This window comes from Pantoea sp. NSTU24 (assembly GCF_050157905.1).
Classification (GTDB): domain Bacteria; phylum Pseudomonadota; class Gammaproteobacteria; order Enterobacterales; family Enterobacteriaceae; genus Pantoea.
In genome coordinates, this window is sequence record NZ_JBKIWZ010000001.1 from 2,728,523 (window position 1) to 2,744,180 (window position 15,658).

Below are 15,658 nucleotides of genomic sequence, written 5' to 3' on the forward strand. Positions count from 1 at the left end.
CGCGTTATCTCAGTTGGCTCAGCGCCTCACGCATCCCGTGGGCGATGATGTTTTGCAGGTGTAGGGTGACCTGTTCAGCCAGTCCGGGCTGACGGGTTAAATCCTGGCCCCAGTGCGGCGCGTTGCCGAGTACGCCATGCACCAGTTGTGACAGCGCATGCGGGTCAGCATCACAGGCTTTCCAGGCTTTAGCGTAAAAAGCCAGCCAGTACGGCTCATCCTGCAGCGGCCACGCCTTTCCGGCTGACTCGCCGCGATAAAAAGCGATCAGCGCCGCCAGGGCAAAGGTGATATGCGTCGGCCATCTGCCGGTTTGCTGATGAGCAGCAAGCAGCGGCGTCAGCAGGCGGGTACGGAACTTAGTCATGCCATTCAGGGCAATCGACAGCAGCGCGTGGCGGATAAAGGGGTTGCGGAAGCGGCGCATGACCGCATCGGCGAACCTGTGCAACTCCTCTGGTGGCAGATCCAGTGTCGGGATCACCTCATGGCGCAGCAGCCGATCCACAAAGCCGGCGATTGCCGGATCGGCCATCGCCTCCCCGACGCTCTCAATACCGGCCAGAAACGCCACCGGCACCATCGCGGTATGGGCACCGTTAAGGATGGCGACCTTCTGCGCTTTGTAGGGCGCGATATCATCCACATGCCGGATTTGCGGCGTTAGCGCCGCCAGCTTCAGTTCGCTGAACAGCGCCGATGGCCCCTGAATGACAAACTGGTAGTAAACTTCGCCCGCCACCAGATAGCGATCTTCATAGCCCAGCGCGCTCTGCAGCTGCTCACTCTCCGCCGGAAAACCGGTCACGATGCGGTCTACCAGAGTGTTGTAGAAAGCACAGTCCTGATTAACCCAGGTTTTAAATTCTGAGGGCAGATGCCAGAGGTCGGCGTAGCGCAGCACAAGTTCGCGCAGCGTGTCGCCGTTGTGATCTATCAGCTCACACGGCACCACCAGCCAGCCCCGGTCGCGGGCGCCGCTGAAATGGGTATAGCGCGCCCACAGCAGCTGCGTCAGTTTGCCGGGATAACTGCTGGCGGGCGCGTCAGAGAGCCGATCCGTTTCGCTGAAGGTGATGCCCGCTTCGGTGGTATTGGAGAAAACCATGCGCAGGTCGGGATTACGGGCCAGCGCCATAAAGGCATCATGCTGCTGCCAGGGCTGGATCTCGCGGTTGAGGCTGCGGATCAGCCGGGTTTCGCTGATCGCCTCGCCCCGATCGTTCAGCCCGCGGATCAGCGTGGTGTAAAGACCCTCCTGCTGATTCAGGCTGTCACTGACCTCACGGTTGCGCGGCCGCACCACCACGATCCCGGCATCAATGTCCTGATGTTCATTCAGCCAGTCAATCTGCCAGTCGATAAAAGCACGCAGAAAGTTGCCTTCACCAAACTGGATGATGCGGTCGCGGTAGACCGGCCCCGGAAAGTCGTGGCGGTTCAGCCTTTTCATCATCAGGCCCCCAGCTCGATGCCGAAGTAATCACGGGCATTGCCGAAGCAGATATTCCGGACCATCTGACCCAACAGCGCCTCATCGGCCGGTGCCTCGCCCCGCTCGACCCACTGGCCAATCATCTGGCACAGCAACCGGCGGAAATATTCGTGGCGGGTGTAGGAAAGGAAGCTGCGGCTGTCGGTCAGCATCCCGACAAAGCGACTCAGCAGGCCAACCTGCGCCAGCTGCGTCATCTGACGCTGCATCCCATCCAGCTGATCGTTAAACCACCAGGCTGAGCCGAACTGCATCTTGCCCGCCTGACCTTCACCCTGGAAATTACCTGCCATGGTGGCCAGCACTTCGTTATCGCGCGGGTTCAGGCAGTAAAGGATGGTTTTGGGCAGCGCGTTGTCACGGTTCTGGGCACCCAGCAGGCGCGCCAGCGGCTCTGCCAGCGGCTGATCGTTGATGGAATCGAAGCCCACATCCGGCCCCAGCAGCTGAAACTGGCGCGGGTTGGTGTTGCGCAATGCGCCGATGTGATACTGCTGCACCCAGCCGCGTCGGGCATATTCGCTGCCCAGCCAGACCAGCACCGCCGTTTTGAACTGTGCTGTCTCCTGTGGGTTGGGCGCGGCACCGCTGCGACGGCGCGCCAGAATCGAATCCAGCGTGGCATCATCCGCCCCGGCATAACAGACCACATCCAGCGCATGATCGGCGATTTTGCAGCCGTGTGCGGCGAAATGATCCAGCCGCTGATTCAGCGCGCGGCGCAGATCGTCGAAACGCTGCACGCTGATGTCCGTCAGCTGCTCCAGCGACTCAATCCACGGCAGGAAGCTGGCCGCTTCGATGTTAAACGCTTTATCGGGCCGCCAGCTCGGCAGCACTTTAACGCTGAAGCTGGCGTCGTCTGCTATCGCGCGGTGATGCCGCAGATCGTCCAGAGGATCGTCAGTGGTCCCCACCATCTTCACCTTCATCTGCTGCATGATGCCGCGTGTGGTAAAGCTCTCCTGCGCCAGCAGCGCATTGCAGCGCTCCCAGATGTCATCGGCCGTGTTTTCTGACAGCAGCGTGCCGGTGATGCCGAAAGGCCGGCGCAGTTCGAGGTGGGTCCAGTGATAGAGCGGATTGCCAATAGTGTGCGGCACGGTGCGCGCCCAGGCATTAAATTTTTCGCGATCGCTGGCGTCTCCGGTAATCAACGCCTCAGGCACACCGTTGGCGCGCATCGCCCGCCATTTGTAGTGATCGCCTTTCAGCCAGATATCGTAAAGGTTGGCGAAGCGATAATTTTCGGCAATCTGCTGCGGAGGTAAGTGGCAGTGATAGTCGAAAATCGGCTGATCTTTCGCATAGTCATGATAGAGACGACGGGCGAATTCACCCTCCAGCAAAAAATCCTCGGTCATGAAACGTGACATACATGCATCCTCATCTGCTGAACCCCGAATGACCCAAAGTTATCATACCAATTCTGGTGCGTTACCGATTTGTTTGCGATCCTGCTCACATAAACCGCGTTAACGGGCGGTCGTTATGGACGTTTTTGTCACCGGTAGCGCGCTAAATAGCTGTCATTACGCTGGTTTCCAGTATCCCACAGTAGAGAAAGGGGTTTTGTGATAGCTCTCAACTTTTAAAGTTGTATAACAAGTTAGGCTCTCGTCCTGTCGTGAGATCGCTGACGACAGACAAATGGCAAGGTCATAACAGGGTTGCTCTGACAGAACCTGCGGGCGTGAGCAATGTTGCATCACGTGTTGTCCCGCTCCAGATAACAACAGCGGCAAGACCGCATACAGAACTGGAAGAGGTAGAGGATGCGTAAGATTAAAGGGTTACGCTGGTACATGATTGGGCTGGTCACGCTCGGCACCGTGCTGGGGTATCTGACCCGCAACACGATTGCCGTGGCTGCCCCGACATTACAGACAGAGCTGCATATCACCACGCAGCAGTACTCCTACATAGTGGCAGCCTACTCCGCCTGCTACACGCTGATGCAGCCGGTCGCCGGTTATGTGCTGGATCTGCTCGGCACTAAAATCGGCTATGCGATGTTCGCGGTGCTGTGGGCGATATTCTGTGCCGCTACCGCGATGGCGGGCAGCTGGGGCGGCTTCGCGCTGGCACGTGGTGCGGTCGGCGCGGCAGAAGCCGCAATGATCCCCGCGGGCCTGAAGGCAAGCAGCGAATGGTTTCCGGCCAGGGAGCGGTCGGTGGCGGTTGGCTACTTCAACGTCGGTTCTTCCATTGGCGCAATGCTGGCTCCGCCGCTGGTGGTCTGGGCGATCATGGCGCACAGCTGGCAGATGGCCTTTATTATTACCGGCGTGCTGAGTATGGCCTGGGCGTTCTGCTGGCTGATTTTTTACAAGCACCCCAAACAGCAGACAAAACTCAGCGACGAAGAGCGCAATTACATTATCTCCGGTCAGGAAGCGCAGCATCAGACCGGTAACACCCGTAAGATGTCGGCGCTGGAGATTATCCGTAACCGCCAGTTCTGGGGCATTGCGCTGCCGCGTTTTCTGGCAGAACCGGCGTGGGGAACGTTCAACGCCTGGATTCCGCTCTTCATGTTCAAGGTGTATGGTTTTAATCTCAAAGAGATCGCAATGTTTGCCTGGATGCCGATGCTGTTCGCAGACTTTGGCTGCATTCTGGGTGGCTATCTGCCGCCGCTGTTTCAGCGCTGGTTCGGCGTTAACCTGATCGTTTCCCGTAAGCTGGTCGTGACCCTGGGCGCGGTATTAATGATTGCACCCGGCACCATCGGCCTGTTCACCAGCCCCTATATCGCTATCGGGCTGTTGTGCGTTGGCGGCTTTGCGCATCAGGCGCTGTCCGGTGCGCTGATCACTCTGTCATCTGACGTGTTTGGCCGTAATGAGGTGGCGACGGCTAACGGCTTAACCGGCATGGCTGCCTGGACCGCCAGCACCCTGTTTGCGCTGGTGGTCGGTGCGCTGGCCGATACGCTGGGCTTCAGCCCGCTGTTTGCCGCGCTGGCGGTGTTCGATCTGCTGGGTGCAGTGGTGATCTGGACGGTGCTGAAGAATAAACCGATCTCAGAGCTGAATGCTGAGCCGGTGATCCCGCAGGCCAGCGCAGTCCGCAGCTAATCTGTCGGGCTGGCGCAGGCCAGCCCATTTCCTCACCCTGCCTGAAGTGGTATAACAACTTATCTGTCTGCTATCAGGATTGTACTATGGACCTCACCGAATCCCGTCGACTCTATCAACAGCTGGCCAGCGCGCTGAAAAGCCGCATTGAAACCGGGATTTATCCGGTGGGCGATAAACTGCCTGCTGAACGTCTGATTGCCGAAGAGATGGAAGTGAGCCGGACGGTGGTTCGCGAAGCGATTATCATGCTGGAAGTGGAAGGCTATGTGGAAGTCCGCAAAGGGTCCGGCATTCACGTGATTGCCAGCCAGCAACAGAATCGTATTGCTGTCAGCAGCAGTCAGCTGGAGTTTGCCACCTTTGGTCCGTTTGAATTACTGCAGGCCCGCCAGCTGATTGAAAGTAACGTCGCCGAGTTCGCCGCCACTCAGGTGACGCGTCAGGATATTGTCGACCTGATGGCGATTCAGGAAAAAGCCCGTCAGGAAGATCACTTTCGTGACTCCGAGTGGGATATGCAGTTTCACGTCCGCATCGCCCAATCCACTCAGAACAGCGCCTTAGCCGCCATCGTTGAAAAAATGTGGCTGCATCGCCTGCACAATCCCTACTGGCTCAAACTCCACGAGCACATCGACCAGCGCAGCATTCTCAGCTGGTGCGACGACCACGATCAGATCCTGAAAGCACTGATGCGCAAAGATCCAGCCGCCAGCAAACTGGCGATGTGGCAACATCTGGAAAATACTAAGCAGATGCTGTTTAACGCGACGGCAGACGATTTCGAATTTAACGTGGATCGTTACATGTTCAGTGAGAATCCGGTCATCCTGCCTGAAGGGTCTGATTACGCCCGCTGAGCATCCCTGACGCGCCCTGAAAGGGTCAGTTAATCTGCAATAGTGTCAGGACGTGTAAAGCTCCTTTTTACAGGTCGTTTCACAAGGTAAAACTCCTGTCTGCCAGAGAGTTTTCCTGTCTCAGACAGGCGAATTTTGTTACAGTTATCGCCCTTTTATTACCCTTTGCGACAGGGGGTTATAAAATCGCTGATTTAACAATCAATTCTGGAAGGATCCGGAAAATCCCGCCCAGGCTGTGCGCCTAAAATTTATAACGATATGCCGGTCTGCGTTCAGGTCCCTGTGGGACATGTTTAACAATGATGTTCAGGAATGATTGATGGATATTTTGCAAGCGTTACTGCACGCCTTGTGGCAACAGGATTATGAAACCCTTTCCGACCCCGCGCTGGTATGGGCCATTTATGGCGTGCTGTTTATGATTCTGTTCCTGGAAAATGGCCTGCTTCCTGCCGCGTTTCTGCCGGGCGACAGCCTGCTGATTCTGGTGGGCGTGCTGATTGCTAAAGGTACTATGAGTTTCCCATTGACCATCCTGGTATTGACCACGGGCGCGAGCCTCGGCTGCTGGGTAAGCTACATCCAGGGGCGATGGCTGGGCAATACGCCGACGGTGCAGAAGTGGCTCTCTCACCTTCCCGCCCAGTATCACCAGCGCGCGCACAGCATGTTCCACCGTCACGGTTTGTCGGCTCTGCTGATAGGCCGCTTTATCGCCTTTGTGCGTACGCTGCTGCCCACCATTGCCGGTTTGTCCGGCCTCAGCAATGCCCGTTTCCAGTTTTTCAACTGGGTAAGCGCTTTCCTGTGGGTTGTCATTTTAACCGTTATCGGCTTTGCGCTGGGTAAAACCCCGATTTTCCGACGTTACGAAGATGAGATGATGTTCTTTCTGATGATGCTGCCACTGGCGCTGCTGGTATTTGGCCTCGTCGGATCCCTTGTCGTTTTATGGCGCAAGCGTCAGGCGAATCAGAACGGGAAAGCCGAGTAATGAAACTGCTACAGGCTGTTCCCAAACGGTGGCGACCGTGGCTGATTGCTGCTGCCTTTGCGCTGGTCGCGCTCTGTCTCGTTCCCGGACTGATCAAGCACGAAACGGTGGTGCAGATTCGGGTTTCCCATGCCGGGGCGACGCTGCCCGATGGGTTTTATCTTTATCAGCAGTTAAGTGCTCAGGGCATTCGTATCAAAAGCATCACGCCTGCGGGTGATGCGCTGGTCATCCATTTTGACAGCGAAGAGCAGAGCCTGGCGGCGCAAAAAGTCCTGCGCCGTCTGCTGCCACAGGGCTTTATTGTGGCGCAGCACGATCACTCTCAACACTTCTCTCTGGCGTAATCGCCCGATACCGCCGCTGTCACGCCGCCAGATTGTCTCCAGGTGGCGTGACAGAGGCCCTATCTCCCGGTCTTTTTTGAACTTTTTACTATCGCTGTCTATGCTTAAGCGAGAGTCGACCCTCAGCACCCGAAATCAGATGATTACGCCAGTGATGAGGGTTCAGGTCGCAAAGGAAGGGTTCAGGACCGATGAAATATCAAATTTTTCTGGGCGTCGCGCTCTTGTCGCTGTCAGGTTCGCTGCTGGCAGCCGAAACGCTGTGTGAGCAGAAAGAGCAGGATATTCAGCGTGAAATCGGAATGGCGCAGAAGCACAACAACCAGCGCCGGGTGAACGGTCTGGAGCGTGCGCTGACAGAAGTCCGGGCTGATTGCAGTGACAAAAAACTCGAAGCAGCTCATCTGGAAAGAATTAACGCGCAGAAGCAAAAAGTGGCGGAGCGCGAGCACGCACTCAGGGAAGAGCGCGAAGAGGGCCATGACAGGGAGAAAATTGCCAAAAGACAACAAAAGCTGGATGACGCGCGCCGGGAGCTGAAAAAGTTACAGGCGGAGCCCTACTAACCGGAATTAACCAACTGATGTTAAAGGAGTATTTTATGTCTAAAGACACATCATCAGAACATTTGCGTGCTGAGCTGAAAAACCTGGCGGATACCCTGGAAGAAGTGCTGAGCAGCGGCACTGAAAAATCCAAAGGCGAGCTGGACAAACTGCGTAACAAAGCGCGTGTGGCGCTGGACAGTTCGCGCGAGCGTCTGGGCGAATCCGGTGAGCGCATTGCGGCGACCACCCGTGAAGCGGCGCAGAAAGCCGAAGGCTACGTGCGCGAAAATCCCTGGCATGGTGTGGGCATCGGTGCAGCGATTGGCGTCGCACTGGGCATGCTCATTTCGCGTCGTTAATTATGACTGACTCACAGCAGAACCACGGCCCGGCGAAAGGGGTCATTAACATCGGTCAGCGCATTGTGACCACGCTGGTGGGTATGGTTGAGACGCGTGTCCGTCTGGCAGTGGTGGAACTGGAACAGGAAAAAGCAAACCTGATACAGCTGCTGTTGATGGTGGGCCTGACCATGCTGTTCACGGCATTTGGTCTGATGAGTCTGATGGTGCTGATTATCTGGGCCGTAGATGCACAGTACCGCCTGATGGCCATTGGCATCACGACCGGCACGCTGTTCCTGCTGGCGGTTATCTTCGGACTCTGGACGCTTCACAAAACACGTCAGTCCACGCTGTTGCGCCATACGCGTAAAGAGCTGGAAACCGACCGTAAATTGCTGGAGGAGCAGCGCTGATGAGCCGCCGCGAGCGTGAAGAACGCATCCATGAACTGCTTAAGCATGTGCAGCAGCAGCGGCTGGACTTGAGCGCTGCGCGGCGTGACTGGCTGGAAGGCACCGCCCACTACGATCGCGGCTGGTTTACTTTCCTCAGCTTACGTCGCTATCTGGCTATCGGCAGCAGTGCGCTGGCCGTTTACTCGATTCGCAGCCCTAACAGGCTGCTACGCTGGGCAAAACGGGGCTTCGGCGCCTGGAGCACCTGGCGCATGATCAAGTCTGCGATGCCACCGCGCTAATCCTGCTAAAAGCCGGCCCTGAAAAGGCCGGCTTTTCTTCATCAGAATTTCTGAAAAACACTGACAGTATATCTCGCTTACAACCTTTTCACTGCGCGACTATCATCTCCAGCCATCACCCCAATGAACGCAGCACTGCTTTCAGCGGGCATAAACCCTGCGGGCAACCTGCCCTGCATCATTGATAGCGCTGGAGTAAATGATGAAAAAATTCGAAGATACTGGTCTGTTGCTGGCTCGCATCCTGATGCCAATCCTGTTCATTACCGCAGGCTGGGGCAAGATTACCGGTTATGCTGGTACGCAGCAGTATATGGAAGCGATGGGCGTGCCTGGCTTTATGCTGCCGCTGGTAATTCTGCTGGAGTTCGGCGGCGGCCTGGCCATCCTGTTTGGTTTCCTGACCCGTTTTACAGCTCTGTTTACCGCAGGCTTCACTATCCTGACGGCGTTCCTGTTCCACAGTAATTTTGCTGAAGGCGTCAACCAGCTGATGTTCATGAAGAACCTCTCTATCGCTGGTGGCTTTCTGGTATTGGGTCTGGTCGGTCCTGGCGCATACAGCCTGGATCACCTGATCGGCAAAAGAAAACTGCAGGCCGTTGCACGCTAATCTTACGTAATGCGTAATGCCACATATACTTAGCAGGGCGGGGACATTTCCCCGCCCTGTTTGCATTGGAGCGATTATGGGACAGTTAGTTGACGGTGTCTGGCATGACACCTGGTATGACACCAAATCTACCGGCGGACGATTTAAACGTTCAGAGTCGGCGTTTCGTCACTGGGTTACGGCGGACGGCAGTGCCGGTCCGACAGGCAACGCGGGATTCACCGCCGAACGCGACCGCTATCATCTTTATGTCTCGCTGGCCTGCCCATGGGCGCACCGCACCCTGCTGATGCGCCAGCTGAAAGGGCTGGAAAGCATGATTGATGTGTCAGTCGTTCATCCCCTGATGCTGGAGAACGGCTGGACCTTCGATGACACTTTCGAAGAGGCGACCGGCGACAAGCTCTATCAGAACGAATTCCTCTATCAGCTCTATCTGCACGCCGACCCGCAGTATAGTGGCCGCGTCACCGTACCGGTTCTGTGGGACAAGCAGCAGAATACCATCGTCAGCAATGAGTCAGCGGATATTATCCGTATGTTCAACAGCGCCTTTGACGCGGTGGGTGCGCGCGCCGGTGATTACTATCCCGTAACGTTGCGTCAGAAAATCGATGAGCTGAACGGCTGGATTTACGACACCGTGAACAACGGCGTCTATAAGTCAGGCTTTGCTACGTCGCAATCCGCCTACGATGAGGCCGTGACGGCCCTGTTCCATTCGCTGTCGCGGCTGGAGCAGATTTTAGGCCAGCACCGCTATCTGGCTGGCGACCAGCTGACTGAAGCGGATCTTCGACTCTGGACCACGCTGGTCCGCTTCGACCCGGTCTATGTGACCCACTTTAAATGCGATCGTCATCGAATTTCTGATTACAGAAATCTCAGTGGCTTCCTGCGCGACATCTATCAGATGCCCGGCATTGCAGAGACGGTCAGCCTGCCGCATATCCGTCACCACTACTATTGCAGCCATAAGACCATCAATCCGCACGGCGTCATTTCGCTGGGTCCGGCATTTGACTGGGATGAACCGCACGGCCGCGATTAAAGATTGTGAGTGTTATATAGCAAAAACCCCGCTATTGCGGGGTTTCAGTCAACGTCGACGCTGACCGTTAAGCCGCATTCTTTCCATAGGGTGCGTCGTGGACAGACATTCATCGCTGTCTGACCGCTGCCTGAAAAGCAAAAACCCCGCTATTGCGGGGTTCTCAGTCAACGTCGACGCTGACCGTTAAGCCGCATTCTTTCCATAAGGTGCGTCGTGGACAGACATTCATCGCCGCCTGCCCGCTGCCTGAAAAGCAAAAACCCCGCATTGCGGGGTTTTCAGTAAAAGTCGACGCTGGCCGTTAAGCCGCATTCTTTCCATAGGGTGCGTCGTGGACAGGCATTCATCGCCGCCTGCCCGCTGCCTGAAAAGCAAAAACCCCGCATTGCGGGGTTTTCAGTAAAAGTCGACGCTGGCCGTTAAGCCGCATTCTTTCCATAGGGTGCGTCGTGGACAGGCATTCATCGCCGCCTGCCCGCTGCCTGAAAAGCAAAAACCCCGCATTGCGGGGGTTTCAGTAAAAGTCGACGCTGGCCGTTAAGCCGCATTCTTTCCATAGGGTGCGTCGTGGACAGGCATTCATCGCCGCCTGCCCGCTGCCTGAAAAGCAAAAACCCCGCATTGCGGGGTTTTCAGTAAAAGTCGAAGCTGACCGTTAAGCCGGGTTCTGTCGTGGACAGTCATTCATCTAGGCCAGCAATCGCTCACTGGCTCAAGCAGCCTACCCGGGTTCAGTACGGGCCGTACCTTGTGAACCCCTATTTGGCCTTGCTCCGGGTGGAGTTTACCGTGCCACGAACTGTTGCCAGTCGCGCGGTGCGCTCTTACCGCACCCTTTCACCCTTACCTGATCCCATTTCTGGGCCATCGGCGGTTTGCTCTCTGTTGCACTGGTCGTAGGCTTGCGCCTCCCAGGCGTTACCTGGCACCCTGCCCTATGGAGCCCGGACTTTCCTCCCCTTTGCCCGTCTCCCCACACGTGAGGACGACGACAAAGCGGCGACTGTCTGGTCAGCTTCGGCGCGGGATAATAGGACATTCCCCGCCGTTTGTCACGCCTCTTGCTGCGCCAGCGCATACTTATAAAGCGCATTTTTCTTCACGCTGTGGATCTCCGCCGCCAGCGCGGCTGCGCGTTTCAGTGGCAGCTCCTTCTGCAGCAGCGCCAGAGTGCGCAGTGCATCGGCCGGTAACGTATCCTCATCCCCGACCTTGTGGCCTTCAACAATCAGCACCATCTCGCCTTTGCGACGATTCTCATCCTCTTTTACCCAGGCCAGCAGCTCGCCCACGGGCGCGCCGTGGATGGACTCCCAGGTTTTGGTCAGTTCACGCGCCAGCACGACATAGCGGTCAGCGCCCAGCTCACTGACCATATCCTGCAGACTGTCGATCAGGCGGTGGGTCGATTCATAGAAAATCAGCGTGCGCGGCTCCTGCACCAGCGCCCGCAGCGCATCGCAGCGACCTTTGGTTTTGGCAGGCAGAAACCCTTCGTAACAGAAACGATCGGACGGCAGACCCGCAGCACTTAATGCGGCAATCGCGGCACAGGCACCCGGCAGCGGCACTATACGGATGCCCGCTTCACGGCAACGACGCACCAGATGATAGCCCGGATCGTTGATCAACGGCGTGCCAGCATCAGAAACTAAAGCTATGCTTTGACCGTCCTGCAGCTTCGTCAAAAGCAGCTCAGCCTTGTGCTGTTCGTTGTGGTCATGAAGTGAGAAGAGTCGCGCATTGATGGCGAAATGTTGTAGCAACAGTCCGGTATGACGTGTATCTTCCGCAGCGACCAGATCGACGCTCGAAAGCACCGTCAGCGCCCGCTGGGTGATATCACCCAAATTACCAATCGGGGTTGGAACGATGTAGAGCGTGCTGGCAGAAATCTCTGCCCGATCGAGTTGTTTCATTGTTTCATCCGAATTGCCGATTTAATATTGAGCATCTTGAAAAAAACATCACTGGATACAGTATGCTTCCTTCAAAAGTCGTTCGTCATAAAGCAGGACGCTTTCTGCCTGTCATTCTTGCTGGGCTGATTTTAGCCGCGTGTAGCGGTCAGGGGCCGCAAACCTCAACCGTCAATATTCAGGGACCCATCACAGCCGGTTCCGCTTACTATCTGCAGCAGGCACAGCAAAGCAGCGATGATAGCAAGACCGACTGGCAATTACTCGCAATCCGCGCCCTGTTGAAGGAAGGAAAATATCCTGAAGCGACGCAGCAACTGAGCCAGTTGCCGCAGCAGCTTTCTGAGACGCAACAGCAGGAATCCCTGCTGCTCAACGCGCAGTTGCTGATTGCACAGCAGAAAACCAAAGAAGCGGAACCGCTGTTAGCGCAGGTGAAAACCGGCGCCCTGTCGCAGGATCAGCTGGCGCGTTACTACAGCCTGCAGATTGCCAGCGCCCAGGGTCGTCCGTCGCTCTCGCTGGTGCGGTCCTATATCGCGCAGGAGCCGCTGCTGAAAGGCACCGATCATCAGGGAAATATCGACGCTACCTGGCAGACACTGACGCAGATGTCGCCGCAGGAGGTCAGCAACCTGGTCATCAACGCCGACGAAAATGTGCTGCAGGGCTGGCTGGATCTGCTCGCGGTCTGGCGCGCGAACGCCCAGGATGCGGAGATGCTCAAGTCAGGCATTAAAGACTGGCAGACCCGCTACCCGCAGAATCCGGCAGCCAAAACCCTGCCGACGCAGCTTAGTCAGATGCAGAACTATACCAAAGCCTCGACCAGCCTTATCGCGCTGCTGCTGCCACTGAACGGCCAGGCTCAGGTGTTCGCCAACGCCATTCAGAAAGGCTTTAATGACGCGAAGAACGGCCTCTCTGCTCCGTCCGCTCAGCCTGCTTCAACAGCCCAGCCAGCCACGGCCGATGCCACCAGCAGCACCCAGCCTGCTGCCGTCCCCGGCTCTGCCAGCGATCCGATCAGCGCACCGCAGCAGCCGTCTGCCGACACCACCTCACAGCAGCAGACTCCGGACACCGCTTCGCAGCCTCAGTCCCAGCCGGTCGCTGCACAACCGGCCAGCAATGCGCAGATCAAAGTGTATGACACCAGCAGCCAGCCGATTGAACAGGTCATGCAGCAGGCTCAGCAGGATGGCGCGACTATCGTGGTCGGCCCACTGCTGAAGAGCAACGTCGAGAAAGTCGCTAATAGCCAGACGCCACTGAATGTGCTGGCGCTTAACGAACCGGAACAGATCCAGAACCATCCGAATATCTGCTACTTTGCGCTCTCTCCGGAAGATGAAGCCCGCGATGCGGCACACCACATCTGGGATCAGGGCAAACGCCAGCCCCTGCTGCTGGTTCCGCGTAGCGGATTGGGCGATCGCGTCACCAACGCCTTTGCTCAGGAGTGGCAGTCGCTGGGTGGCACGACAGTGATGCAACAGCGTTTCGGTTCCACAGCTGAGCTGAAACAGGGCATCAACAGTGGCGCAGGCATCAGCCTCTCCGGTACGCCAGTGAATGTGACGCCTGCCGCGTCGCAGGGCGTTTCCATCGCAGGGCTGACGATTCCGGCTCCGCAGCAGAGCACGCCGGATGCGGTCAGCACCAGCAGCGGTGGCAGCGTTGATGCGGTCTATATCGTGTCGACGCAGGATGAATTGCAGCTGATTAAACCGATGATCGCGATGCGCACTGGCAGTCGCAGCAACATCTCGCTCTACGCCAGCTCACGCAGCGCACAGGCCGGTGCCGGTCCTGATTTCCGTCTGGAGATGGATGGCCTGCAGTTCAGCGACATCCCGCTGCTTTCCGGCAGCAACCCTGGCCTGATGCAACAGACTGCGAAGTCATTCAACAATGACTATTCGCTGGTGCGTCTCTATGCCATGGGAATGGATGCCTGGACGCTGGCGAACCACTTCAACCAGATGCGCCAGACACCGGGCTTTACGCTGGATGGCAATACCGGCAGGCTCAGTGCCAACACGGATTGTGTGATCAACAGGACGTTGACATGGAACCAGTATCGCCGGGGCGAAATCGCACCGGCCAACTGACCCGCCAGCAGATTGGGGCCGGGCACGAAGAAGTGGCCCGGCGCTATCTGGAACAGGCTGGCCTGACATGGGTTGCCAGCAACGTTCACTTTCGGCAGGGTGAACTTGACCTGATTATGCGTGACGGGCACTGTTGGGTGTTTGTGGAAGTCCGCTACCGTCGCGACGCGCGTTATGGTGGCGCACTCGCCAGCATAACCCGGAATAAACAACAAAAGCTGCTGCGCGCCGCCGCTCTCTGGCTGGCGCAACGCGGCGGCAGTTTTGAAACAGTGAATTGCCGTTTCGATATCATCGCCATTACCGGCACGGCGCTTGAATGGCTGCCGAATGCCTTTAATGCAGACGTTTAGAACCAGGTGGTCGTGTGCAGGAAAGAATTAAAGCGTGTTTTACTGAAAGTATTCAGACCCAGATTGCTGCTGCTGAGGCATTGCCCGATGCCATCTCCCGTGCGGCCATGACGCTGGTGCAGTCGTTACTCAATGGCAATAAAATCCTGAGCTGTGGCAACGGGGCCTCATCGGCTAATGCCCAGCATTTTGCCGCCAGCATGATCAATCGTTTTGAGACCGAACGCCCCAGCCTGCCCGCGCTGGCGCTGAGCGCAGATAACGTGATGCTGACCGCGATCGGCAATGACCGTCTGCATGATGAAGTGTATGCCAAACAGGTACGCGCCCTGGGACAGGCTGGCGATGTGCTGCTGGCGATCTCTACCCGCGGTAACACGCGTGACATTATCAAGGCGGTAGAAGCCGCGGTAACACGCGATATGACTATCGTTGCGCTTACCGGGTATGATGGCGGAGAGCTTGCCGGACTGCTGGGCCCGCAGGATGTGGAAATCCGTATTCCCTCTCATCGCAGTGCCCGGATTCAGGAGATGCACATGCTCACCGTGAACTGCCTGTGCGATCTGATCGATAACACTCTCTTTCCCCATCAGGAATGAACGAAGGAGCACGAATGAAAGCATTGAACGCTATAGCTATTCTGTTAACCGCCATGCTGCTGCAGGGCTGTGTCGCGGTCGTCGCGGGCGGTGCGGCCGTTGCGACCAAAACGGCTACCGATCCCCGCTCCGTCGGGACGCAGGTGGATGACGGCACGCTGGAGCTGCGCGTCACAAACGCATTAGCCAAAGATCAGCAGATCAAAACCGATGCCCGCGTGATTGCGACAGCTTATCAGGGCAAAGTGCTGCTGACCGGTCAGGCACCGTCGCAGGAGATTGCTAATCGCGCCAAACAGATCACCATGGGGGTGGATGGCGCAACCGAGGTGTATAACGAAATTCGTATCGGGCAGAAAGTGACGCTCGGCACCACCTCGTCCGACACCTGGATCACCACCAAAATCCGCTCGCAGCTGCTGGGCAGCGACCAGGTGAAATCGTCAAACGTAAAAGTGACGACGGAGAATGGCGAAGTGTTCCTGCTGGGTCTGGTAACGTCACAGGAAGCACAGGCAGCGGCCGATATCGCCAGCCGCGTCAGCGGCGTGAAGCACGTTACCACCGCCTTCACCATGCTGAAATAACCTGCAGAACGCAAAAAAGGCGGCCCTGGCCGCCTTTTTTTATGC

Annotated in this window: 17 protein-coding genes and 1 other RNA gene; 14 read left to right on the forward strand and 4 right to left on the reverse strand. The window is 57.0% G+C overall.

Annotated elements, in window-relative coordinates:
- Positions 1-4: 4 nt before the first annotated feature.
- Positions 5-1,453: a tagaturonate reductase gene (locus tag ACLHDD_RS12960; RefSeq protein WP_427105214.1), complete on the reverse strand. Its 1,449-nt coding sequence runs from the start codon at positions 1,451-1,453 to the stop codon at positions 5-7.
- Positions 1,454-1,455: 2 nt separating this feature from the next.
- The gene (uxaC, locus tag ACLHDD_RS12965) at positions 1,456-2,871 is read right to left on the reverse strand and encodes a glucuronate isomerase (protein WP_427104441.1); all 1,416 of its coding nucleotides are present in this window, start codon (positions 2,869-2,871) and stop codon (positions 1,456-1,458) included.
- Positions 2,872-3,270: 399 nt separating this feature from the next.
- Here uxaC and ACLHDD_RS12970 point away from each other — a divergent pair, with 399 nt between their 5' ends.
- The 10 genes from ACLHDD_RS12970 to ACLHDD_RS13015 all read left to right on the forward strand — a co-directional run bounded on the left by ACLHDD_RS12970 (position 3,271) and on the right by ACLHDD_RS13015 (position 10,035).
- Positions 3,271-4,575 (forward strand): MFS transporter, encoded by a 1,305-nt coding sequence (locus tag ACLHDD_RS12970; protein ID WP_427104442.1) that lies wholly within the window; start codon positions 3,271-3,273, stop codon positions 4,573-4,575.
- Positions 4,576-4,661: 86 nt separating this feature from the next.
- Complete coding sequence (exuR, locus tag ACLHDD_RS12975; protein WP_427104443.1) at positions 4,662-5,438, forward strand: transcriptional regulator ExuR; 777 nt, start codon at positions 4,662-4,664, stop codon at positions 5,436-5,438.
- Positions 5,439-5,760: 322 nt separating this feature from the next.
- Entirely contained in the window at positions 5,761-6,435 is a 675-nt protein-coding gene (locus ACLHDD_RS12980; RefSeq protein ID WP_128086559.1) for a DedA family protein, read from the forward strand.
- Complete coding sequence (gene mzrA, locus ACLHDD_RS12985; protein WP_427104444.1) at positions 6,435-6,782, forward strand: EnvZ/OmpR regulon moderator MzrA; 348 nt, start codon at positions 6,435-6,437, stop codon at positions 6,780-6,782. The genes ACLHDD_RS12980 and mzrA overlap by 1 nt, the downstream gene beginning before the upstream one ends.
- A 191-nt stretch (positions 6,783-6,973) precedes the next feature.
- The gene (locus ACLHDD_RS12990) at positions 6,974-7,348 is read left to right on the forward strand and encodes a DUF1090 domain-containing protein (RefSeq protein WP_427104445.1); all 375 of its coding nucleotides are present in this window, start codon (positions 6,974-6,976) and stop codon (positions 7,346-7,348) included.
- 35 nt (positions 7,349-7,383) lie between these two features.
- Complete coding sequence (locus ACLHDD_RS12995; protein WP_111139262.1) at positions 7,384-7,689, forward strand: DUF883 family protein; 306 nt, start codon at positions 7,384-7,386, stop codon at positions 7,687-7,689.
- 2 nt (positions 7,690-7,691) lie between these two features.
- Entirely contained in the window at positions 7,692-8,087 is a 396-nt protein-coding gene (locus ACLHDD_RS13000) for a phage holin family protein (protein WP_208721881.1), read from the forward strand.
- The gene (locus ACLHDD_RS13005) at positions 8,087-8,371 is read left to right on the forward strand and encodes a YqjK-like family protein (protein WP_111139260.1); all 285 of its coding nucleotides are present in this window, start codon (positions 8,087-8,089) and stop codon (positions 8,369-8,371) included. Before ACLHDD_RS13000 ends, ACLHDD_RS13005 begins: the two co-directional genes overlap by 1 nt.
- A gap of 202 nt (positions 8,372-8,573) precedes the next feature.
- Complete coding sequence (locus tag ACLHDD_RS13010; RefSeq protein ID WP_427104446.1) at positions 8,574-8,984, forward strand: DoxX family protein; 411 nt, start codon at positions 8,574-8,576, stop codon at positions 8,982-8,984.
- A gap of 76 nt (positions 8,985-9,060) precedes the next feature.
- Positions 9,061-10,035 (forward strand): glutathione S-transferase family protein, encoded by a 975-nt coding sequence (locus tag ACLHDD_RS13015; protein ID WP_427104447.1) that lies wholly within the window; start codon positions 9,061-9,063, stop codon positions 10,033-10,035.
- A 643-nt stretch (positions 10,036-10,678) separates the two neighbouring features.
- Here ACLHDD_RS13015 and rnpB read toward each other — a convergent pair.
- Together rnpB and rsmI are read right to left on the reverse strand one after the other, a co-directional pair.
- Positions 10,679-11,057: RNase P RNA component class A (gene rnpB, locus ACLHDD_RS13020), an RNA gene on the reverse strand.
- A gap of 33 nt (positions 11,058-11,090) precedes the next feature.
- Positions 11,091-11,957, reverse strand: coding sequence for a 16S rRNA (cytidine(1402)-2'-O)-methyltransferase (gene rsmI, locus ACLHDD_RS13025; protein ID WP_427104448.1), 867 nt, complete (start codon positions 11,955-11,957; stop codon positions 11,091-11,093).
- Between the two features lie 62 nt (positions 11,958-12,019).
- Between rsmI and ACLHDD_RS13030 the strand changes: the two genes are divergently transcribed.
- From ACLHDD_RS13030 to dolP, 4 genes are read left to right on the forward strand one after another with little or no spacing between them, the layout of a single operon-like run.
- Positions 12,020-14,071, forward strand: coding sequence for a penicillin-binding protein activator (locus ACLHDD_RS13030; RefSeq protein WP_427104449.1), 2,052 nt, complete (start codon positions 12,020-12,022; stop codon positions 14,069-14,071).
- The gene (locus tag ACLHDD_RS13035; protein WP_427104450.1) at positions 14,029-14,424 is read left to right on the forward strand and encodes a YraN family protein; all 396 of its coding nucleotides are present in this window, start codon (positions 14,029-14,031) and stop codon (positions 14,422-14,424) included. Before ACLHDD_RS13030 ends, ACLHDD_RS13035 begins: the two co-directional genes overlap by 43 nt.
- A 14-nt stretch (positions 14,425-14,438) precedes the next feature.
- The gene (gene diaA / locus ACLHDD_RS13040; protein ID WP_111139254.1) at positions 14,439-15,026 is read left to right on the forward strand and encodes a DnaA initiator-associating protein DiaA; all 588 of its coding nucleotides are present in this window, start codon (positions 14,439-14,441) and stop codon (positions 15,024-15,026) included.
- 14 nt (positions 15,027-15,040) lie between these two features.
- Positions 15,041-15,613 (forward strand): division/outer membrane stress-associated lipid-binding lipoprotein, encoded by a 573-nt coding sequence (gene dolP / locus ACLHDD_RS13045; RefSeq protein ID WP_427104451.1) that lies wholly within the window; start codon positions 15,041-15,043, stop codon positions 15,611-15,613.
- Positions 15,614-15,658 lie beyond the last annotated feature (45 nt).

Excerpts from the sequence above, each read along its gene's own strand:
- ACLHDD_RS12960 (WP_427105214.1), bottom strand. The coding sequence starts at position 1,453 with ATGAAAAGGCTGAACCGCCACGACTTTCCGGGGCCGGTCTACCGCGAC.
- uxaC (WP_427104441.1), bottom strand. The coding sequence starts at position 2,871 with ATGTCACGTTTCATGACCGAGGATTTTTTGCTGGAGGGTGAATTCGCC.
- ACLHDD_RS12970 (WP_427104442.1), top strand. The coding sequence starts at position 3,271 with ATGCGTAAGATTAAAGGGTTACGCTGGTACATGATTGGGCTGGTCACG.
- exuR (WP_427104443.1), top strand. The coding sequence starts at position 4,662 with ATGGACCTCACCGAATCCCGTCGACTCTATCAACAGCTGGCCAGCGCG.
- ACLHDD_RS12980 (WP_128086559.1), top strand. The coding sequence starts at position 5,761 with ATGGATATTTTGCAAGCGTTACTGCACGCCTTGTGGCAACAGGATTAT.
- mzrA (WP_427104444.1), top strand. The coding sequence starts at position 6,435 with ATGAAACTGCTACAGGCTGTTCCCAAACGGTGGCGACCGTGGCTGATT.
- ACLHDD_RS12990 (WP_427104445.1), top strand. The coding sequence starts at position 6,974 with ATGAAATATCAAATTTTTCTGGGCGTCGCGCTCTTGTCGCTGTCAGGT.
- ACLHDD_RS12995 (WP_111139262.1), top strand. The coding sequence starts at position 7,384 with ATGTCTAAAGACACATCATCAGAACATTTGCGTGCTGAGCTGAAAAAC.
- ACLHDD_RS13000 (WP_208721881.1), top strand. The coding sequence starts at position 7,692 with ATGACTGACTCACAGCAGAACCACGGCCCGGCGAAAGGGGTCATTAAC.
- ACLHDD_RS13005 (WP_111139260.1), top strand. The coding sequence starts at position 8,087 with ATGAGCCGCCGCGAGCGTGAAGAACGCATCCATGAACTGCTTAAGCAT.
- ACLHDD_RS13010 (WP_427104446.1), top strand. The coding sequence starts at position 8,574 with ATGAAAAAATTCGAAGATACTGGTCTGTTGCTGGCTCGCATCCTGATG.
- ACLHDD_RS13015 (WP_427104447.1), top strand. The coding sequence starts at position 9,061 with ATGGGACAGTTAGTTGACGGTGTCTGGCATGACACCTGGTATGACACC.
- rsmI (WP_427104448.1), bottom strand. The coding sequence starts at position 11,957 with ATGAAACAACTCGATCGGGCAGAGATTTCTGCCAGCACGCTCTACATC.
- ACLHDD_RS13030 (WP_427104449.1), top strand. The coding sequence starts at position 12,020 with ATGCTTCCTTCAAAAGTCGTTCGTCATAAAGCAGGACGCTTTCTGCCT.
- ACLHDD_RS13035 (WP_427104450.1), top strand. The coding sequence starts at position 14,029 with ATGGAACCAGTATCGCCGGGGCGAAATCGCACCGGCCAACTGACCCGC.
- dolP (WP_427104451.1), top strand. The coding sequence starts at position 15,041 with ATGAAAGCATTGAACGCTATAGCTATTCTGTTAACCGCCATGCTGCTG.